This window comes from Bradyrhizobium sp. SZCCHNS1050 (assembly GCF_032484785.1).
Taxonomy (GTDB): domain Bacteria; phylum Pseudomonadota; class Alphaproteobacteria; order Rhizobiales; family Xanthobacteraceae; genus Bradyrhizobium.
The window spans coordinates 60,502-79,152 of record NZ_JAUETR010000004.1; the positions used below are offsets into that span (position 1 = coordinate 60,502).

An 18,651-nucleotide genomic window follows, 5' to 3' on the forward strand; every position below is an offset into this window, starting at 1 on the left:
ACAGGAGTACACGTCACCCCGCCGCTGCGCCAGCAGAGAGCACGCTCCGAGAAGACGGCTCCGCCGAACACGCGGTCACGACTGGAACGGGATGGTGCGCCCCGGCTGCGCCGCCTGTTCCCGCGTATAGGAGACGCCGTGCACCTTCACGCCCGCGGCATTCAACAGCGTGATGATGCCGCCCCGGTTCGACAGCGCGACCGGCGCGACGATGGGCACCACCAGGGTGGCGCCGCGCCCGATCATGCCGCTCAGTTGCATGGCGTTCTTCTGCTTGTCCTTGATCTGCCAGCCGGTGAGATCGACGTCGACATCGGCGGTGTTCAGCAGCGTGACCGTCTCGTGCTCGGGCGTGCGCACGTCGTTGACATAGGCCGCGATGATCCGCACCAGCCCGTCGGGCACGTCGAGCGGCGGAATGTGGTCGCGGTCGGGAGGCGTATGCGGCGCGTTCGGGTAATCGGGATCGGGCGGAAGGATGACCCCTCCGCTGGCATCGTCCGAATGCCAGGCCTGGGTCTGGAATTTCAGGAAGATGGCGACCCATTGCTGCTGGTCGGGAAACTCGAAGAGCAGTCCGCCATCCTGCCAGGGACCGTTGTCCTTGGCATATTGGCCGGGCGGATTGCCCTGGTTGAAATGGATGTCGTGGATACCGCGGCCGGGCTTGAAGCCGAAATAGCGGTCCGCCTTCTCCTCCGGTCCCCATGCGACGCCGAAGGCATAGATGAGAGCCATCTCGTCGGACATGGCGCGCTGAACGTAGGCGTCGATCTTCTCGTTGAGATCGTTGTCGGGGCCCGCGGCCGACAGTGGCAGCGGCTTCAGCTCCCATGGCTGCATCAGATTGCCCCGGATGAAATCGAGCGCCACGCCGCCGGGCTTGCTCTCCAGCGGATGCAGCCCTTCCGAAAACGCCTTCAGGTCGTCGACGATTGGATGTTCGAAGCGCGAGCGAACCAGGAATTCGACCTCGCTGCCATCCTGGGAGCGGACATTGATGGCTATCCGATAGAGCTCACCGCCGGCCGAGACCTGCACCTGATAGTGCGGACTGCTTCCCGTCGCCAGACGATTGTTGATGGGCCGACCCTTGAGAAGCGAATAGTCATTCAATGGCATGGTCGTCTCCAACTCTGTCCGTAGCGATATCTAGGACGAGAACAGCAATCGATCGCGTTCAGCCTGCGACCCCTCGACATAGAAGCGCTCGAACCAGGCCGGCTTGCCGGACAATGCGGTCGGCTTGCGCAGCGTGATCGCGGCAGGCGCGGATGCAGCGCGCTGCCGCTCGGACTTGCCGTGGAACGCGTCGCGCATCCGATTGCGAAACTGCAGGTGATCGAACACGCGGGTGGCCTCGATCGCATAGGAGGTCGCGATCTTTCGGTCCTCGATCATGATGAGATGGTCGCCGTTGCCCTTCTCGCCGCTCGGCGAGAAGTTGCTCGATCCGGTGAACACTTTCGCTGTCGGCAGGCTGAAATCGGTCACCAGGAATTTGTGATGGATGTTGCGGCCCTTGCCGCCGGACCATTCGCTGCGGAACGGCTCCGGCGCCTTGCTGGCGAGATAGGCGAAATCGACGAGACCGATCGAGCCGTCGGGCTTGCGCAGCTCCAGGGCGCCGCGCTTGTCGACCGTGCCGTAGCTGAAGATCGGCCGCTCCATCACGCGGTCGAACGCCTCCTTGGTCGGACCGTCGCCGAGCTGGCTCAGAAACGCGACCGAGTAGAACACCGACGAGGAGGCCTGATCGATCGCGGCCCGGATCGGATTGAGCGAGAGATCGGTGGCCTGGTGCGGCGAGAAGCAGAGCTGCACGGTCGGCTTTCCCTCGGAATGGACGGCGTGCCATTTCTTGGAGAAATCATTCTTCCGGAAGAGCGAGGGGTCCTCGAAGGCGATGTCGAACATCTCGCCGAACAGCCCGGCGACATCAGGCGAATGAAAGACCAGCATGTTGTTGGCCTGAATATAGAGGCCGCGGAACGTGAAATTGGTCGAGCCGCACAGCACCTTCTCGGGCTTGCCGTTGCGGCGCGTGATCAGGACCTTGTTGTGCTGGAGATTGCTGAAATGCGTGCGCAGCACGGCAGCACCCGCCTGCTTGAAGCGCTTGGCGCTGCGCGATTCCGCGCTGCCGGGCAGCTTGTGGCTGTTATCCTTGGCGTTGGAGTCGTCGATGATCGCGCGCAGCCGCGGACCGAACTGCTCCAGCAGGCCGATCACGTCGGGCTCATTGAGGTCATAGGCCATCACGTCGAGCGTGAGCCCGGGATCCGCCAGGGCGTCTTTCAAAAAGCCGAACAGGAGGTCGTAGGCCTCGAACCCCAGCCACTCATAGACGCTGTCGCCAGCCTCGTTGGTGAGGTCGAGCTTGTCGAAGCCCGGCCCGTCGCGGCTCTCGACGGGGATGATCTCGGCATTGTTGCCGAACTGATCGCGATAGGCCTGAGACGAGGCGAAGTTGCGGGTGAAACCGATGTCGATGAGGCCATCATAGGTGACCGCGCTCTGCGCAATGTCGAGCGTGAGGCTGGTCCCTGCCACGAGCGTGCCGTCGTTGCGCATGTGCTGCTTGGCGACGCGATACGTATAGACGCCATCCTTGGGCCGGTAGGGAAAGTGGATCCAGCGGAATTTCTGGAACGGTGCCTCGGTCGACGGGAAATTCCGGTTGCCGTCGACCTCCGCGCCGGCCCCGGCCGGATAGGAAAACGCGATCCTGTTGCGCAACTGGGAAAAATCCCGCGCGCCCGGCGACTTCACCTCGATCGAGTATCCGACAAGATCGGGTTCGGGCTCGGCGACGTCGAAGCCGATCATCGTCATGCGCTCTCCACGCCACAGCTTGGACGTGAACCCGTTGCTGGATTTGCTGTTCTCGAAATCGCTCATGATCGAAATGCCCCACGGTGATGAAAAAAGGCGCGCACGAAACGCATCTCGCCGAAGGGCTGCAATCTTCGCCATGAGCCGCGGACGACGCAACTTCAAAATGATGTGAAAATGTTCATCAACCAGGATTGTTGCATGATCCTACGTCGGTCATGTGAAGGCGGATGTGAATGACGTCACAGTCGGAGACGGTATCCGGATCAGCTTTGCCGTGATGCCGGCGCGTGTGTCGTCAGTCTCGACGTTGGCGAACGAGCGCGCGGGCGCATGACGACGAACGTCGAAAACGAGCCCTATCGCGAGGCGGGCCTTGCCCGCGTCACGGCGTTGATGAAGCCCTCGCGGGCGTCGGAATGGCCCTGCCCGCGCGGCTCCAACACGTAACGGAGAAGGAACATGCCGGTCAGCCGGAAACCGTCGAGCAGATCCTGCTGCGACCAGCCATGGCCCTGCTCGCTCTCGCGCAGGAAGGGCGGCAGCGGCAGCAGCCGGTCGGCCCATGGCGCCCCGGCCGTGCGCGACACCGCGCCGCCCGACTTCGGCGATACGTAGATCAGGTCCGAGGTCTCGCCGGTCGCAGCGCAAGAGTCGAGATCGAGCCCGAAGCCGAGTTCGGCGAGGATCGCCAGTTCGAAGCGCACGATGTGGGCGGCGGCGCCGCCCGCATCCTCGAAATCATCGAGCGCATGTTCGAGCCGCAGGTACATGTCTTCGTGCGGATCGCGCTCCGGCAACAGCCGGGCCAGCGAGGCAAGATGCGTCACGCCGTAGGCGCCGTGTTGCGCGGAGATCAGCCCCGCCGCCCGCAAGGTCAGCGCGTCGATGGCGTACATGCCGAGATGCTCGTCGAGCCGCGCGCGCCAGATCGCGCGCACCGTGTTGCCCGGCTGCAGCACCGGCCGCATGCGCTTGCCGCTCGCCCCGCGCACGAGACCGAGATGCCGGCCATGCTCGCGGGTCAGCAGCTCGACGACCGCCGAGGATTCGCCGTGCCGCCGCACGCCCAGCACGATGCCGTCATCGGTCCATTCCATCGGTGTGGGATCTCCACCACTCGCAGACGCCAAGCCGTGAGCGCCAGTCGACGATCAAGCTCCAACGTTGCTCGCGCGTGCTGCCGCCACAAACACCGTCGTTGCGAGCGCAGCGAAGCAATCCAGAGTTTCACGCGCAGCCCTGGATTGCTTCGCTGCGCTCGCAATGACGGAATGATCGTTAAGCGCCAAACGCAGGGGGGCGCGCTGCGCTTGCCCACCCCGCAATCTGCATTCCATCCATCACGCGTTGAACCAGCCGCGCGCATCGCCCGTGAACGAATAGTACAAGCCCATCGTCGTCAGCGCGCAGGAAATGACCTCGATGCCGGCATCGAGCGTCATGCCCTTCTGCCCGATCACCTGCACCAGGGAGATGTCGGACAGCACCAGCGCCCCCAGCAGCACCCAGCGCGGCCAGTTCCTGCGGCGCTGCGCCGCCAGATAGACGAAATAGAACAGCAGCAGGATGACCACCCCGTTGAGCACGGTCTGCGCGGTGATCATGTCCTCGGTTACGTCGAAGGTCGGCGTCCGGTCGGAGACGGCAACCGACAGCGCGTCCAGCATCAGCGAGATGTAGAGCAGCACTTCGAACCACAACACGTTGCGCGGCACGCTCATTGTCATTCCCTGGGGAACTCGAGCCCCATCTCCCGGTAGCGGTCGGGATCATCGCCCCAGTTCTCACGCACCTTCACGAACAGGAACAGGTGCACCGGCACGCCGGTGATCTCTGCGATTTCCTTGCGCGCCTGCGCGCCGATCGACTTGATCGTCGCACCGCCCTTGCCGAGCACGATCTTGCGCTGGCTGTCCCGCTCCACGAAGATCGTCTGCTCGATGCGGATCGAGCCGTCCTTGCGCTCGGTCCAGCTGTCGGTCTCGACCGTGGACTGGTAGGGCAGCTCCTGATGCAGATGCGAATAGATCTTCTCACGGGTGATCTCGGCCGCGAGGTGCCGCATCGGCGCGTCCGACATCTGGTCCTCGGGATAGTGGAACGGACCGGGCGGCACCATCTCCGCCAAGGCCCGCCTGAGATCGTCGACCCCGTCGCCGGAGATCGCCGAGATCATGAAGGTGCGCGCGAACGACAGCTTCTCGTTGGCAGCCGCGACCAGCGCCAGCAGCTTCTCGCGCGGCACCAGGTCGACCTTGTTGACCACCAGGATCTTCTCGTGCGCGACCGCAGCCGCCTTGTCGATGATGGCCTGCGCCTCATCGTCGATGCCCTTCTTGGCATCGAGCAGCACGCAGACGAGATCGGCATCATGCGCCCCGCTCCAGGCCGTCGTGACCATGGCGCGGTCCAGCCTGCGCTTCGGCGCGAAAATGCCGGGGGTGTCGACCAGGATGATCTGAGACGCGCCTTCGATGACGATGCCGCGGATCAGTGCCCGCGTCGTCTGTACCTTGCGCGAGACGATCGTGACCTTGGAGCCGACCAGCGCGTTGACGAGCGTCGATTTGCCGACATTGGGCGCGCCGATCAGCGCGACGAAACCGCAGCGGGTCCCGGCAGCCGGCACCGATTGTTGTTCAGCCGTCATTGCTGCCGCCGCTGACGCCTTCGCGCTCGATCATGACCGATGCCGCCACCTTTTCTGCCGCCCGCTTGGAGCCGCCGATGCCTTCGGCCGGCTCCAGCCCCGGCAGGTCGACGGCGACACGGAACTGCGGATCGTGATGCGGGCCGGTGCGCTCCACCTCCCGGTACACCGGGGTGGGCAGGCCCTTGCCCTGCGCCCATTCCTGCAGCACCGTTTTCGGATCGCGGAGCGGGCGCCGCGGCTTGTGCATGCGCTCGGTCCAGTTGCGCTCGACGAATCCAGCGGCGGCCGTGTAGCCGCCGTCGAGGAAGATCGCGCCGATCACCGCCTCGCAGACGTCGCCCAGCACCGACTTGCGCAACCGCGCCCCGGCGCCGGCGCCGACTGCGCCGAGCTTGATGTCGTCGAGCAGGCCGAGCGACTTGGCGACGTCGGCACAGCTCTCCTTGCGCACGAGATCGGCGAGCCGCTTCGACAGCTCGCCCTCGTCCGCGCTCGGAAACGAGCGGTACAGCATGTCGGACACAATCAGGCCGAGCACGTGATCGCCGAGGAATTCGAGCCGCTGATAGCTGTCGCCGCGCTTCTTGGACGATTTCAGCGCCGAGACGTGGGTAAAAGCGGTGCTGAGCAGCGAGGGATCGGCAAAGTGATGGCCGATGCGCGCCTCGATCGCGGCATTGGCGGCCTTGTCCGCAGCCTTGGCGCCCTTGGCGGCGCTGGTCCCCGCGCTCTTGGTACGGCGACCGCCCTTCGCCTTGCTGCGCGGCTTGCCGTCGGAATCGGCCTCGGCAACGAGCGCGGTCGGGTCCGCCCCATCCTCGGTCGGGCGAGCGGGCACCGATTCAGACTCGACGGTCTTCATGTCTGGCTTGGAGACCGGCTTCGCGTCGGTCTTGGAATCGGCCTTTGGCTCGGTCTTGGGCTCGGCCTTGGGCTCGCTCTTCTGCTCAGGCTTGATCTCGGACTTCGGCCGCGACGCGGCCTTGGGCGTTGCCTCGAGCGCACCCGTGCCGGGTTGCGGGCTCGATGCGGCAGCCTGCGTGGTCTGGATTTCGGGTGAGTCGTCGATCATCGCACGAATTTGAAGATTCGATTCCAGCGCACCGATACCGGCCAGCGCCAGAACGCCCAGGCATGCTCGCCTTCGGCAATGGAAAAGAAGATCAGCTGCGCACGGCCGACGATGTTCTCGAACGGCACGTAGCCGACCTGGCTGAGGAAGCGGCTGTCGGTCGAGTTGTCGCGGTTGTCGCCCATCATGAAGAAGTTGCCGGCCGGCACGGTATACACCGCGGTGTTGTCGACATAGCCATTGTCGACGCAGTCCAGCGTCTCATAGCTGACGCCGTTCGGCAGGGTCTCCTTCCAGCGCTTGACGCGCGCGGTCGAGTCCGGCTGCCCGCAGGGATCCTCGCCGATGAAATCGGAGAGCCGCTCGCGCTGCACCGGCTTGTCGTTGATGTAGAGCAGCCCTTCGCGCACCTGGATGCGGTCGCCAGGCAGGCCGATCACCCGCTTGATGTAGTCGGTGGTGTCGTCCTTGGGCAGACGAAACACGACGATGTCGCCGCGGTTCGGCTCCGAGCCGAAGATGCGGCCCGAGAAAATCGGGGGCGACAGCGGAATCGAGTAGTGGCTATAGCCGTACGAATATTTCGATACGAACAGATAGTCGCCGACCAGCAGGGTCGCCTTCATCGATCCCGAGGGGATGTTGAACGGCTGGAATAGGAAGGTGCGGATCACCAACGCGATCAGCAGCGCATGAACGACGACACGAACGGTTTCACCGAGGCCGCTCTCAGTCTTGGTTCCGGAGGTCACGCTCATCGCTCTTTCAATGTCCCTTGGCGAATGGTCCGACGATTCGCCAGCCGTTGCCGAACACCCCTCCGTCCGCGAACACCATACCGTTCCGCGGCTTAAGGGAGTCTGTCCTGATTCTGGTGGTTAAGGCCAACTCCGGTTTGACCCAGAATCCGCCCGTGATGCAGCCGGTTCGATCCCGGCGGGTTTTAGACGACTGCGCGGGGCCGCGCAATCAATCGCCGTATCAAAACTACATAACTCGCTGGAATCGATCGCATTTTTGTTTTTCCTGCGGGGCGGCCGCCCTTCAGGATGTCTCGCGGCGCACCGCCGAAATTATGACGAAGGCTTGCGCCAGCGGCCAGTCGTCGGTGATCGACAGGTCGATGCGCGGCTCGTGGCCCTCGGGAGTCAGCGCCTTCAGCCGTTCGGCTGCGCCGCCCGTGAGCTGCATGGTCGGCCGGCCGCCGGGCAGATTGACGACGCCCATGTCGCGCCACCACACCCCGTGACGGATGCCGGTGCCGAGCGCCTTGGCGCAGGCCTCCTTGGCGGCGAACCGCTTGGCGTAGGTGGCGACCACCATCTTCTCGTTCTTGGCCCGCCGCTCGGCCTTGGCGCGCTCGGCCGCGGTGAAGATCCGGTTCAGGAAGCGCTCGCCGTGCCGGTCCATCACCTCGGCCACGCGGCGGATGTCGATCAGGTCGGAGCCGATGCCGATGATCATGCCGATGTCCCCAGCCGCGCCCGGCCACGATCCATGGCCGCGCGCATGGTCCGGACGGTCTCGGCGAGGCCCACGAACAGCGCCTCCCCCATCATGAAGTAGCCGATGTTGAGCTCGACGATCTCCGGCAACGCCGCGATCCGCTCGGCGGTGGCATAGTCGAGCCCGTGGCCGGCATGGACCTCGAGCCCGGCCGCATAGGCCTGTCGGGCGCCGGTCACGATCCGCTCCCACTCCACCTCCGCCTTGTCGTGGTGGCCGTCGGTGATGGCATCGCACCAGCCGCCGGTGTGGATCTCGATCACGGGCGCGCGCAGCCGCGCCGCCATCTCGATCTGCGCCGGGTCGGCGGCGATGAACAGCGACACCCGGATGCCGGCATCGCTCAGCCGGGCGATCGCCGGCGCCAGCGCCTTGTGCTGGCCGACCACGTCGAGGCCGCCCTCGGTGGTCAGCTCCTCGCGCCGCTCCGGCACCAGGCAGCAGGCATGCGGGCGCGTCGCCAGCGCGATCCGCACCATCTCCTCGGTGGCCGCCATCTCGAAGTTCAGCGGCTTGGAGATCTCGGCCTTCAGCCGCGCCATGTCGTCGTCGCGGATGTGCCGGCGGTCCTCGCGCAGATGCGCCGTGATGCCGTCGGCCCCGGCCTCGATCGCGAGCAGCGCGGCGCGCACCGGATCGGGGCTGCGGCCGCCGCGGGCATTTCGCAAGGTGGCGATGTGGTCGACGTTGACGCCGAGGCGCAGCTTCGGAGGATGTGACTTCGACGGATCGGACATGGGCCGGCTCGCAGGACTTTCGAATAGACTAAGGCTTGTTTAGCGCATCCCGAAGCAGAACGCCGCAGCCATCCCCGCAGATTAGCCATTCACCCGGTCGACCCGCGCCACGATGGTCTTGGCGCGCAACTGGTTGATGATCGCCGAGAGATGCTTGAGGTCGTAGACCTCGAGATCGATCGTGAGCTCGGTGAAATCAGGCGAGCGGCGGCTCATGCTGATGTTGTCGATGTTGCCGTCATGCTCGGCGATCACGGTGGCGACCTGGGCGAGGCTGCCGGGCTCGTTGACGTTCTCGACGCGAATGCGCGCCGGAAAGCGCTGCGGCGAGGTCTCGTCGACATCCCAGCGCACGTCGAGCCAGCGCTCCGGCTCCTCCTCGAAATCCTTCAGCGCCGGCGACTGGATCGGATAGATCGTGATCCCCTCGCCCGGCGTCACGATGCCGACGATACGGTCGCCCGGCACGGCGCCACCGTTCGGCGCGAACTTCACCGGCAGGCCGGAATTGAGCCCGCTGATCGGGATGGCGAACGGGCCGCGGTGGGGCTCGGCCGCGGGCGCGGCAGCCTTGGCCGCCGGCGCGGCGGCCGTCTTCTTGGCGCCATAGCGCACGACGCGCTCTTCCTTGTAGTCCGGATACATCGCGCGCGCGACGTCGGAGGCCTTGATCTCGCCGCGGCCGACCGCCGCCATCACGTCCTCGATCGAGGCGCGCGCCAGACGCGGCAGCGCGCCCTTGAGCTTGTCGTCGGCATATTCGAGCTTGGTCCGTTCGAACAGGCGTTCGACGATGCGCCGGCCCAGCCCGGCATATTGATCGCGCACGGCGGTTCGGGTGGCGCGCCGGATGGCGGCGCGTGCCTTGCCGGTGATGGCGAGCGTCTCCCAGGCCGAGGGCGGCGCCGACTGCGCATCCGACGTCAGCACTTCGACCTCGTCGCCGTTCTGCAGCTCCGACGACAGCGCCGCGAACTTGCCGTTGATCTTGCAGCCGACGGCGCTGTTGCCGACGTCGGTATGCACGGCATAGGCGAAGTCGATCACGTTTGCGTGGCGTGGCAGCGCGATCAGCTTGCCCTTCGGCGTGAAGCAGAACACCTGATCGTGAAACAGCTCGAGCTTGGTGTGCTCGAGGAACTCTTCGGGGTTGGCGCTCTCCGAAAGGATGCCGATGGTGTGGCGGAGCCAGGCGAAGGCGTTCGATTCGCGCTTCAGCCGTTCCGTCGGCGAGGCGAGGTCGTCCTTGTAGAAGGCGTGGGCGGCGATGCCGAGTTCGGCGATCTGATCCATCTCCTCGGTGCGGATCTGCAGCTCGACGCGCTGCTTGCCCGGGCCGATCACGGTCGTGTGGATCGAGCGATAGTCGTTCTGCTTCGGCGTCGAGATGTAGTCCTTGAAGCGGCCGGGCACGACAGGCCAGGTCGTATGCACGATACCGAGCGCACGATAGCAGGATTCCAGATCCGGCATGATGACGCGAAAGCCGAAGATGTCGGACAGCTGCTCGAAGCCGATGGATTTGCGTTCCATCTTGGTCCAGATCGAGAATGGCCGCTTGCGGCGGCCGAACACCCGCGCGGTGAGGCCGTGTTCGCGAAACTTGCGGGCCAGCTGGCTCTCGATTTCGCCGATCAGGTTGCGGTTGCGCTCCGCCAGCGCATCGAGCCGCTGCATCACCACGCTGTAGGCCTGCGGGTCGAGCGTCCGGAACGAGAGATCCTCGAGTTCCTCGCGCATCTCCTGCATGCCCATCCGGCCCGCCAGCGGCGCGTAGATGTCGAGCGTCTCCTCGGCAATCCGCCGCCGCGATGCCTCCGGCACGAACTCCAGCGTGCGCATGTTATGCAAGCGATCCGCGAGCTTGACCAGCAGCACACGCACGTCGTCGGCGATCGCCAGCAGGAGCTTGCGCAGATTCTCGGCCTGCTTGGCCTCGCGCGAGACCAGCTCGAGCCGCTTCAGCTTGGTCAAGCCTTCGACGAGCGCACCGATCTCGGGGCCGAAGAAGCGGTCGATCTCGGCGCGGGTCGCCTCGGTGTCCTCGATCGTGTCGTGCAGCAGCGCAGCGACGATGGTGGCGTCGTCCAGCTTCAGGTCGGTCAAAATGGCCGCGACCTCGAGTGGATGCGTGAAATACGGGTCGCCCGACGCGCGGGTCTGCGACCCATGCGCCTTCATGGCGTACACGTAGGCGCGGTTGAGCAGATCCTCGTTCGTATCCGGATTGTAGGAGCGGACTCGTTCCACGAGGTCGTACTGCCGCATCATGCGGGAGCGCGGCTTCGGCGGCCGCGGCCGCTCAGCCGGCGGCGGAGGCGCCAACGCGGCCGATTCGGCCGCCGCCTGCATCTGCTGAGGAGTGTGGCCCGAAACCACCATGGAAAATGACTAAACCTTTATCTTCGTGACCAAATCTGCCGGATGGCAGGCGCTTGGCGCAGCCCTATGGTAATCACGGAATCACGTTCAAATGCAAAGGCCCGGACGTGGTCCGGGCCTTCACATTCTCACAAGTTGGCTGGAGCTCGCGCTGACGGTGACGAGACCGTCACTCGTCCTCTTCCGGCTGTTCTTCCGGCGGAGCGAGGCCCTCGAGGCCCTTCAGCAGCTCTTCCTCGGTCATGCGCTCGACGGCGACCTCGGTGTCGTCGGCATCGACGCTGGCACCGGCCGAGCCGATCAGCGGCACCGTGTCCGGCTCCGGCTCGTCGACCTCGACGAACTTCTGCAGCGAATGCACCAGTTCTTCCTTCAGATCCTCGGGAGAAATGGTCGAATCCGCAATTTCCCGGAGTGCGACGACGGGATTCTTGTCATTATCTCTATCAATTGTAAGTTGCGATCCTGATGAGATCATGCGCGCGCGATGCGCGGCCAGGAGAACCAGGTCGAACCGGTTGTCGACTTTATCGATACAATCTTCCACAGTGACGCGCGCCATTGTCGCTCCGGTCCTTTGTGTGCTTAATATGCTGATTATGCTGGGCTAGTTATAGAGGCTGGCCGGCTTTCGCAAGGCAAAACTGGCGTCAGGGTTCGGTAAGGGGCAAGGAGTACCGAATTCGGCAACCTTGACTGGCGCTCCGTCCAGACCCGTGGAATTCGGGCCTTGGACAAGAAAACGCTTCATTACGTCGTCACAAGTGCGCCTTTGTTGCCCCGACCACTCCTGTTTGCGGTAACCTCACACCAGATGGACCGCCGACGCCTTGGCAGTATCTTGAAATGGAATGCGCGACCGACTGGAGTCGCGCCAAAAATAGAATCTAACTGAACGCGAGACACTGAATGTCATCTTCGACCAACAAGATTGCGCTCTTCATTGACGGCGCCAACCTATACGCCACGGCCAAGACGCTCGGCTTCGACATTGACTACAAGCGCCTGCTCAAGGAATTTCAGAGCCGCGGCACGCTGCTCCGCGCGTTCTATTACACCGCGATCATTGAGGATCAGGAGTACTCGTCGATTCGGCCCTTGATCGACTGGCTCGACTACAACGGCTATACGGTCGTCACCAAGGCGACGAAGGAATTCATCGACGCCAGCGGCCGGCGCAAGGTCAAGGGCAACATGGACATCGAGCTCGCCGTCGATGCCATGGAACTCGCCGAGCATATCGACCAGATGGTGCTGTTCTCGGGCGACGGCGACTTCCGTTCGCTGGTCGAAGCGATGCAGCGCCGCGGCGTTCGCGTCACCGTGATCTCGACCATCTCCAGCCAGCCGCCGATGATCGCCGACGAGTTACGCCGCCAGGCCGACGTCTTCACCGACCTCATGGAGTTGCAGTCCAAGCTCGGCCGCGACCCATCGGAGCGCCCCGCCCCGCGCGAGCCGCGCCACCATTCTCCGCAATTCCTGCAGCGCTCGACCACGGCGCCCGCCCGCGCCACGACCACCACCACCACCACGCCCAACGATGACGATTTCGAGGACTAGGCGGACGGGCACTCAGCCTGCGCCGCCTGCCCCGTCTTCGACCAATCCCGATCGAGACTGTCCGCTGTGCCCTCGCCTCGTTGAGTTCCGCGAGGCGCAGCGCGCGCGTGAGCCGTCATGGTTCAACGCCCCGGTGCCGTCGTTCGGCGATCCCGACGCGCGCCTCCTGATCGTCGGCCTCGCGCCAGGGCTGCAGGGTGCGAATCGCACCGGGCGCCCGTTCACCGGCGACTATGCCGGGGAGCTGCTCTACGGGACGCTGCTGCACTACGGATTTGCAAAAGGCCGCTTCGAAGCCCGCCCCGACGACGGGCTGACGCTGGTGGACTGCCGAATCAGCAACGCGGTGCGCTGCGTGCCGCCGCAGAACAAGCCGCTGCCGGCCGAGATCAACCAATGCCGGAGCTTCCTCGGCGCCACCATCGCCGCGATGCCTCGGCTGCGCAGCATCGTCGCGCTCGGCCGCATCTCCCACGACACGCTCCTGAAGCTGCTGGGCTTGCGCGCGGTCGCGGCGCCCTTCGCCCATGGCGCCGTGCACCAGGCCGGCGGGATCCGGCTATACGACAGCTATCACTGCTCACGCTACAATACGAACACCGGCGTGCTCACGACCGAGATGTTCCACGCCGTGTTCGCGCGCGTGAAGGCGGATCTGGATTAGTTCGGCCTGCCCCACCCTCACGCGGCAGATGCGCGGTTGTCCTTCAGCCACGCCAGCACGTCGCCCGCGTTCCTGTCCGGTGGAAACACCGGATAGAACACGTGGGTGATGCGGGCGTCGTCCACGATCATGGCAAGCCGCTTGATCATGGTCAGCCCGGCGATCTCCATCGTCGGCAACCGCAGGGCATTGGTCAGCTCGAGCTTTTCGTCCGACAGCACCGGAAACGGCAGGTGCAGGCGCGAGGCCATCTCGGTCTGATAGGCATTGCTCTGCGTCGACAGGCCGAACACATGCGCGGCGCCGGCCGATTTCAACTCGCCGAACAGGTCGCGGAAGCTGCAGGTCTGCGGCGTGCAGCCGCGCGCACCCGGGATCATGTCCCAGTCCTCGACCAGCGACACCTTGCCGGGCTCGCCGGTCCGCGGATAGGCGAACACGACGGTCCGTCCTGGCAGATCGGACAACGTGACCAGCGTGTCGTCGGTCGCACGCAGTCCGATCGCGGGAATGATCGTCCCGACCAGATGATCGGCTGCGCCGTCGTCGGTCGGAGCCGGAATCCGGCTCCAGTCGACGTCCAAGAGGTTCTTCTGATTCATCGGATGCTTTCCCAAGGCTCAGGCGTGCCGCCGAGGAGCGTGCGGCAATGGTCTCGTTAGCCGCGCGCCCGCAGCAGCCGGCCCTTCTCGCGGCCCCAATCGCGCTTCTTCTCGCTCTCGCGCTTGTCGTGCAGCTTCTTGCCCTTGGCGACGGCGAGCAGCAGCTTGGCGCGGCCCCGCTCGTTGAAATAGAGCTTCAGCGGGATCAGCGTCATGCCTTCGCGCTCGACCGCGCCCATCAGCTTGTTGATCTGCTTGCGATGCAGCAGCAGCTTGCGCGGCCGCTTCGGCTCGTGATTGAAGCGATTGGCCTGCAGATATTCGGGAATGTTGGCGTTGATCAGCCAGATCTCGCCGTTGCGCGAATCCGCATAGGATTCCGCGATCGTCGACTTGCCGCCGCGGACCGACTTCACCTCGGTGCCGGTCAGCGCGATGCCGGCCTCGATGGTGTCCTCGATCGCGTAGTTGAACCGCGCCTTGCGATTCTCGGCGGCGACCGTGATCTTGGGTTCGTTCTTTTCAGCCATCAGGACTTTTTCAGGAGATCACGGATCTCGGTCAACAGCTCGACCTCGGCCGAGGGCTTCGCCGGCGCCGCGGGGGCTGCCGCTTCGTTCCGCTTCAACCTGTTTATCACACGGATGATCATGAACAGCACGAAAGCGATGATGAAGAAGTTCAGGGTCAAGGTCAGGAACTGTCCATAGGCCAGCACGGCACCCTGCTTCTTCGCGTCCGCAAGGTTGCTCGCATTGACCGTCTTGGACAGCGGGATGAAGTAGTTCGAGAAATCGAGGCCGCCGGTGATGGCGCCGATGATCGGCATGATGACATCGGCGACGAGCGAGGTGACGATGGCGCCGAAGGCCGCGCCGATGATGACGCCGACGGCGAGGTCGACGACGTTGCCCTTCATCGCGAATTCACGGAATTCCTTCAACATGCTCGCGTCCCCCCTCAGATACGTCGGCTCAGTTGATCAGTCCGGCATGAACCATCGCCTCGCGCACCGCGACCCGGGTCGGCTCCGACACCGGCACCATCGGCAGCCGCAGCTTCTCCTCGATCTTGCCGAGCAGCGACAGCGCGTATTTCACCGGGGCCGGGTTGGACTCGATGAACAGATTGGTGTGCAGCGGCATCAGCTTGTCGTGAATCTTCAGCGCCGTTGCGACATCGCCCTTCTGCCAGGCCTGGTGGAATTCCGAGCACAGCCGCGGCGCGACATTCGACGTCACCGAGATGCAGCCATGGCCGCCATGCGCCATGTAGCCGATGATCGTCGCATCCTCGCCCGAGAGCTGGTTGAACTCCTCGCCCATCGCGGCGCGCTGCTGCGACACCCGCACCATGCTCGCGGTGGCATCCTTCACGCCGGCGATGTTCTTCAGCTCGAACAGGCGCTTCATGGTGTCGACGGACATGTCGATCACCGAGCGCGGCGGAATATTGTAGATGATGATCGGAATGCCGATCGCATCGTTGATCGCCTTGAAGTGCTGATACAGGCCTTCCTGCGTCGGCTTGTTGTAATAGGGCGTCACCACCAGCACCGCGTCCGCCCCCGCCTTCTCGGCGTGCTGGGCGAGCTCGACCGCCTCCTTGGTCGAATTGGAGCCGGCGCCGGCGACGACGGGCACGCGTCCCCGGGCCTCAGCGATGCACCACTCGACCACCCGCTTGTGCTCGTCATGACTGAGCGTCGGGCTCTCGCCCGTCGTGCCGACCGGCACGAGGCCGTTGGTGCCCTCGTCGATCTGCCAGTTCACAAGGCTGCGAAAAGCGGCCTCGTCCACGGACCCGTTCTTGAAAGGAGTGACCAAGGCGGTGAAAGAACCCCGGAAATTCGTCTTGGCTGCCATGAAACTCCCTCCCAAACGCCGTTTGGCCCCTGTGCGAGCCACTTCATACCGGGTCTACCGACGGGGCGGAAGGCCCGCCCGCGGCTGGGCTGCCTTCTCAACAGGCACACGAATCGCGCGAATCGCTTTGCCGAGGCCCGCGATACCCCGCCCCCGGCCCCGCACGCTCCGCACCGACAAAGGCTGATCACCCTTCTCTGACCCGGCGCGGCCGCACGCCGCCCTTCGGTCGTGATTTCGCCGCGGTGTTGGCGCAGGTTGCAGTCCTTCCCAGTATATTTAGGATTTGTTCACCTTTTCGATAGACCCATGTTGGTCAGGGGATCGAAGTCATCCGCCGCAAAAGGAACGCCGTGCCCTTTTCTGCCCGCGCCACTGCATTGCGATCGACCGCCCTGTCGGTGTCACTCTCGGTGTCCTTGGCCGCCGGCCTGACACTCGGATGGGCTCTCGCCGGCCATAGCGCTCTCGCCAAGGACCAGGCCGCTGGGTCCAAGGTTTCGGGATCCAAGGCTCCCGCGACCAAGGTTCCGGTGCCGAAGGCGCGTCCGATCGCGCGCAGCGCGGTTCCGAAGACGAACACCCACGAGGCCGCCGGGACCAGGAGCGAGGTCGACGCGCGGGCCGAAGCGAAGGCCGAGGTCAAGAGCAGCCCCAAAGGCGCCGGCGAGACGCCGCGCGCGGCCCCGAGGGACATCACCCCCAGCGCGGCGGCTGCAAGCCTGCCGGCCCGCCAGCATGCCGCCCTGCCCGCCTCCCGCAAGCTCGTGGTGCCGGCTGCGATCGCCGTGACGTCCTCGACCTCGCAGTCCGACAAGGACGCGCTCGAAAACGTGATCGAGCTCGTCCGCAAGCGCAAGCCCAGCGATGCCACCGAGGTCGTGCAGGCGATCTCGGATCCCGTGGCGCGCAAGCTCGCGGAGTGGGTGATCCTGCGCAGCGACAACAACAATGCCAGCGTGGAGCGCTACCGCGCGTTCATCGCCGCCAACCCGTCCTGGCCGTCACAGACCTTCCTGCGGCGCCGGCTCGAGGCCGCGTTGTGGGACGACAAGCGCGACGATGCCGTGGTGTGGTCCTGGTTCGAGAACGAATCGCCGCTGTCGGCCAAGGGCAAGTTCGCGCTGGCCCGGGTGATGCTCAATCGCGGCGACCGCGCCAATGCCGAGCGCCTGGTGCGCGATGCCTGGCGCAACGACGCGATGTCCGAGGAGACCGAGAACAACATTCTGGATCAGTACGGCGCCCTGCTGTCCGGCGGCGATCACAAGGCGCGGATGGACACGCTGCTGTATGGCAGCGAGCACGAGGCCGCCATGCGCGCTGCCCGGCGGCTTGGCTCGGGCCACGTGGCGCTGGCAAAAGCGCGAATCGCGGCCTACCGCAAAGCCTCCAACAGCCAGAGCCTGCTCGATGCCGTGCCGCGCGAACTCCACGGCGATGCAGGCTACATTTTCAGCCGCATCCAACTGCTGCGGCGCGATGAAAAATTCGCCGAGGCGGCGCAGCTGATGCTGAACGCGCCCAAGGATCCCGGCCGCCTGCACAATCTGGACGAATGGTGGATCGAGCGCCGACTGCTGGCGCGCAAGATGATCGACACCGGCGAATATCGCAGCGCCTACCTGATCGCGCGCGACGCGGCGCTGCCGAACCGCGACATCTACAAGACCGAGCAGGAATTCACCGCGGGCTGGATCGCGCTGCGTTTCCTCAACGATCCGGCCACCGCGGCCCAGCACTTTGCACGGATCGGCGTCGGCAGCGTCAATCCGACCACCCTGGCGCGGGCCGGCTATTGGCAGGGCCGCGCGGCAGAAGCGATGGGGCGCATGCAGGAGGCGCGCGCGGCCTATACGTCGGCCGCCGAGCAGTCCACGAGCTACTACGGACAGTTGGCGCGCGCGAAGCTCGGCCTGCCGCAGCTCGGCCTCAATGCCGCGCCGAGCGGCCGCGGACGCGGCGTCGAACGGCTCGAGGTGGTGCGCGCGGTGCAACTGCTCTACGAGCTCGACGAGGGCGAGGTCGCGATCCCGATCTTCGCCGACATGGGCGACAACGGCGACCCCGACGTGCTGGTCGGAATCGCGGAAATCGCCGCGCGAAACAGCGATGCGCGAGCGATGCTGCTGGTCGGCAAGGCCGCGCTCAATCGCGGACTGCCGTTCGATCATTACGCCTATCCGGTCACGGGCATCCCCGCGTTCCGGGCGCTCGGGCCGGAGGTCGAACAGAGCGTGATCTTCTCGATCGCGCGCCAGGAGAGCGCCTTCAACCAGGCCGTGGTCTCGCCGGCTCAGGCCTACGGGCTCATGCAGGTCACGCCGGATGCGGGTCGCTACGTCTGCAAGCGCGCCGGCGTCAGCTTCGATCTGAACCGGATGAAGACCGACCCGGTCTACAACGCGCAGCTCGGCGCGGCCGAGCTTGGCGGCCTGCTCGAGGACTATCGCGGCTCGTACATCATGACGTTCGCGGCCTACAATGCCGGCCGCGGCAGCGTGCGGAAATGGGTCGAGCGGTATGGCGACCCACGCGATCCGAAGGTGGACGCGGTGGATTGGGTCGAGCTGATCCCGTTCTCGGAGACCCGCAACTATGTGCAGCGGGTGATGGAGAACCTGCAGGTCTATCGCGCCCGTTTCGGCGGCGGCTCGCGGCTACAGATCGAGGCCGATCTGCGCCGCGGCGCTGTGGTGGAGTAGCGAGTAGCGAGTAGCGAGTAGCGAGTAGCGAGTAGCGAGTAGCGAGTAGCGAGTAGCGAAGCCT

General features: G+C 65.1%; 18 protein-coding genes. 3 read left to right on the forward strand and 15 right to left on the reverse strand.

The window, feature by feature from the left end:
• Nucleotides 1-75 precede the first annotated feature (75 nt).
• From QX094_RS33820 to rpoZ, 11 genes are all read right to left on the reverse strand, one after another.
• The gene (locus QX094_RS33820) at nt 76-1,122 is read right to left on the reverse strand and encodes a DUF2278 family protein (protein WP_315711407.1); all 1,047 of its coding nucleotides are present in this window, start codon (nt 1,120-1,122) and stop codon (nt 76-78) included.
• A 30-nt stretch (nt 1,123-1,152) separates the two neighbouring features.
• Nucleotides 1,153-2,901, reverse strand: a complete 1,749-nt coding sequence (locus tag QX094_RS33825; RefSeq protein ID WP_316188497.1) for a phospholipase D-like domain-containing protein — start codon at nt 2,899-2,901, stop codon at nt 1,153-1,155.
• Between the two features lie 293 nt (nt 2,902-3,194).
• The gene (recO, locus tag QX094_RS33830) at nt 3,195-3,935 is read right to left on the reverse strand and encodes a DNA repair protein RecO (protein WP_316188498.1); all 741 of its coding nucleotides are present in this window, start codon (nt 3,933-3,935) and stop codon (nt 3,195-3,197) included.
• 243 nt (nt 3,936-4,178) lie between these two features.
• A complete protein-coding gene (locus QX094_RS33835) occupies nt 4,179-4,559 on the reverse strand; it encodes a hypothetical protein (protein ID WP_315752942.1) in 381 nt (126 codons plus the stop codon).
• A 2-nt stretch (nt 4,560-4,561) separates the two neighbouring features.
• Nucleotides 4,562-5,488 (reverse strand): GTPase Era, encoded by a 927-nt coding sequence (era, locus tag QX094_RS33840; protein WP_315711401.1) that lies wholly within the window; start codon nt 5,486-5,488, stop codon nt 4,562-4,564.
• Nucleotides 5,478-6,563 carry a ribonuclease III gene (gene rnc, locus QX094_RS33845; RefSeq protein ID WP_316188499.1) on the reverse strand — a complete coding sequence of 362 codons (1,086 nt, stop codon included), beginning with the start codon at nt 6,561-6,563 and terminating at the stop codon, nt 5,478-5,480. Before rnc ends, era begins: the two co-directional genes overlap by 11 nt.
• The gene (lepB, locus tag QX094_RS33850) at nt 6,560-7,321 is read right to left on the reverse strand and encodes a signal peptidase I (protein ID WP_315711399.1); all 762 of its coding nucleotides are present in this window, start codon (nt 7,319-7,321) and stop codon (nt 6,560-6,562) included. The genes rnc and lepB overlap by 4 nt, the downstream gene beginning before the upstream one ends.
• Before the next feature lie 286 nt (nt 7,322-7,607).
• A complete protein-coding gene (gene acpS, locus QX094_RS33855; RefSeq protein WP_315711397.1) occupies nt 7,608-8,027 on the reverse strand; it encodes a holo-ACP synthase in 420 nt (139 codons plus the stop codon).
• On the reverse strand, nt 8,024-8,806 hold the full coding sequence (locus QX094_RS33860) for a pyridoxine 5'-phosphate synthase (protein ID WP_315752944.1): 783 nt from the start codon (nt 8,804-8,806) through the stop codon (nt 8,024-8,026). Before QX094_RS33860 ends, acpS begins: the two co-directional genes overlap by 4 nt.
• Before the next feature lie 81 nt (nt 8,807-8,887).
• A complete protein-coding gene (locus tag QX094_RS33865) occupies nt 8,888-11,188 on the reverse strand; it encodes a bifunctional (p)ppGpp synthetase/guanosine-3',5'-bis(diphosphate) 3'-pyrophosphohydrolase (protein ID WP_315711393.1) in 2,301 nt (766 codons plus the stop codon).
• 169 nt (nt 11,189-11,357) lie between these two features.
• Complete coding sequence (rpoZ, locus tag QX094_RS33870; RefSeq protein ID WP_006612728.1) at nt 11,358-11,750, reverse strand: DNA-directed RNA polymerase subunit omega; 393 nt, start codon at nt 11,748-11,750, stop codon at nt 11,358-11,360.
• 347 nt (nt 11,751-12,097) lie between these two features.
• Between rpoZ and QX094_RS33875 the strand changes: the two genes are divergently transcribed.
• Nucleotides 12,098-12,751 (forward strand): NYN domain-containing protein, encoded by a 654-nt coding sequence (locus QX094_RS33875; RefSeq protein ID WP_315711390.1) that lies wholly within the window; start codon nt 12,098-12,100, stop codon nt 12,749-12,751.
• On the forward strand, nt 12,732-13,415 hold the full coding sequence (locus QX094_RS33880) for a uracil-DNA glycosylase (protein ID WP_315711389.1): 684 nt from the start codon (nt 12,732-12,734) through the stop codon (nt 13,413-13,415). Before QX094_RS33875 ends, QX094_RS33880 begins: the two co-directional genes overlap by 20 nt.
• A 17-nt stretch (nt 13,416-13,432) precedes the next feature.
• Here the strand turns inward: QX094_RS33880 and QX094_RS33885 are convergent, their stop codons facing one another.
• Genes QX094_RS33885 through dapA form a run of 4 tightly spaced genes read right to left on the reverse strand, consistent with a single transcriptional unit; the run spans nt 13,433 to nt 15,882 of the window.
• Nucleotides 13,433-14,017 (reverse strand): peroxiredoxin, encoded by a 585-nt coding sequence (locus QX094_RS33885; protein ID WP_315711388.1) that lies wholly within the window; start codon nt 14,015-14,017, stop codon nt 13,433-13,435.
• 56 nt (nt 14,018-14,073) lie between these two features.
• Entirely contained in the window at nt 14,074-14,547 is a 474-nt protein-coding gene (smpB, locus tag QX094_RS33890) for an SsrA-binding protein SmpB (RefSeq protein WP_315711387.1), read from the reverse strand.
• The gene (gene mscL / locus QX094_RS33895; RefSeq protein ID WP_315711385.1) at nt 14,547-14,963 is read right to left on the reverse strand and encodes a large conductance mechanosensitive channel protein MscL; all 417 of its coding nucleotides are present in this window, start codon (nt 14,961-14,963) and stop codon (nt 14,547-14,549) included. The genes smpB and mscL overlap by 1 nt, the downstream gene beginning before the upstream one ends.
• A 28-nt stretch (nt 14,964-14,991) precedes the next feature.
• Nucleotides 14,992-15,882: a 4-hydroxy-tetrahydrodipicolinate synthase gene (gene dapA / locus QX094_RS33900; protein WP_315752947.1), complete on the reverse strand. Its 891-nt coding sequence runs from the start codon at nt 15,880-15,882 to the stop codon at nt 14,992-14,994.
• A 353-nt stretch (nt 15,883-16,235) separates the two neighbouring features.
• Between dapA and QX094_RS33905 the strand changes: the two genes are divergently transcribed.
• Nucleotides 16,236-18,587, forward strand: a complete 2,352-nt coding sequence (locus tag QX094_RS33905) for a lytic transglycosylase domain-containing protein (protein ID WP_316185737.1) — start codon at nt 16,236-16,238, stop codon at nt 18,585-18,587.
• Nucleotides 18,588-18,651 lie beyond the last annotated feature (64 nt).

Bases quoted from the DNA above. Each gene is read 5' to 3' on its own strand.
- mscL (WP_315711385.1), bottom strand. From the start codon at position 14,963: ATGTTGAAGGAATTCCGTGAATTCGCGATGAAGGGCAACGTCGTCGAC.
- lepB (WP_315711399.1), bottom strand. From the start codon at position 7,321: ATGAGCGTGACCTCCGGAACCAAGACTGAGAGCGGCCTCGGTGAAACC.
- QX094_RS33825 (WP_316188497.1), bottom strand. From the start codon at position 2,901: ATGAGCGATTTCGAGAACAGCAAATCCAGCAACGGGTTCACGTCCAAG.
- QX094_RS33820 (WP_315711407.1), bottom strand. From the start codon at position 1,122: ATGCCATTGAATGACTATTCGCTTCTCAAGGGTCGGCCCATCAACAAT.
- QX094_RS33860 (WP_315752944.1), bottom strand. From the start codon at position 8,806: ATGTCCGATCCGTCGAAGTCACATCCTCCGAAGCTGCGCCTCGGCGTC.
- QX094_RS33880 (WP_315711389.1), top strand. From the start codon at position 12,732: ATGACGATTTCGAGGACTAGGCGGACGGGCACTCAGCCTGCGCCGCCT.
- recO (WP_316188498.1), bottom strand. From the start codon at position 3,935: ATGGAATGGACCGATGACGGCATCGTGCTGGGCGTGCGGCGGCACGGC.
- era (WP_315711401.1), bottom strand. From the start codon at position 5,488: ATGACGGCTGAACAACAATCGGTGCCGGCTGCCGGGACCCGCTGCGGT.
- QX094_RS33865 (WP_315711393.1), bottom strand. From the start codon at position 11,188: ATGGTGGTTTCGGGCCACACTCCTCAGCAGATGCAGGCGGCGGCCGAA.
- rnc (WP_316188499.1), bottom strand. From the start codon at position 6,563: ATGATCGACGACTCACCCGAAATCCAGACCACGCAGGCTGCCGCATCG.
- QX094_RS33875 (WP_315711390.1), top strand. From the start codon at position 12,098: ATGTCATCTTCGACCAACAAGATTGCGCTCTTCATTGACGGCGCCAAC.
- QX094_RS33885 (WP_315711388.1), bottom strand. From the start codon at position 14,017: ATGAATCAGAAGAACCTCTTGGACGTCGACTGGAGCCGGATTCCGGCT.
- QX094_RS33835 (WP_315752942.1), bottom strand. From the start codon at position 4,559: ATGAGCGTGCCGCGCAACGTGTTGTGGTTCGAAGTGCTGCTCTACATC.
- dapA (WP_315752947.1), bottom strand. From the start codon at position 15,882: ATGGCAGCCAAGACGAATTTCCGGGGTTCTTTCACCGCCTTGGTCACT.
- acpS (WP_315711397.1), bottom strand. From the start codon at position 8,027: ATGATCATCGGCATCGGCTCCGACCTGATCGACATCCGCCGCGTGGCC.
- rpoZ (WP_006612728.1), bottom strand. From the start codon at position 11,750: ATGGCGCGCGTCACTGTGGAAGATTGTATCGATAAAGTCGACAACCGG.
- smpB (WP_315711387.1), bottom strand. From the start codon at position 14,547: ATGGCTGAAAAGAACGAACCCAAGATCACGGTCGCCGCCGAGAATCGC.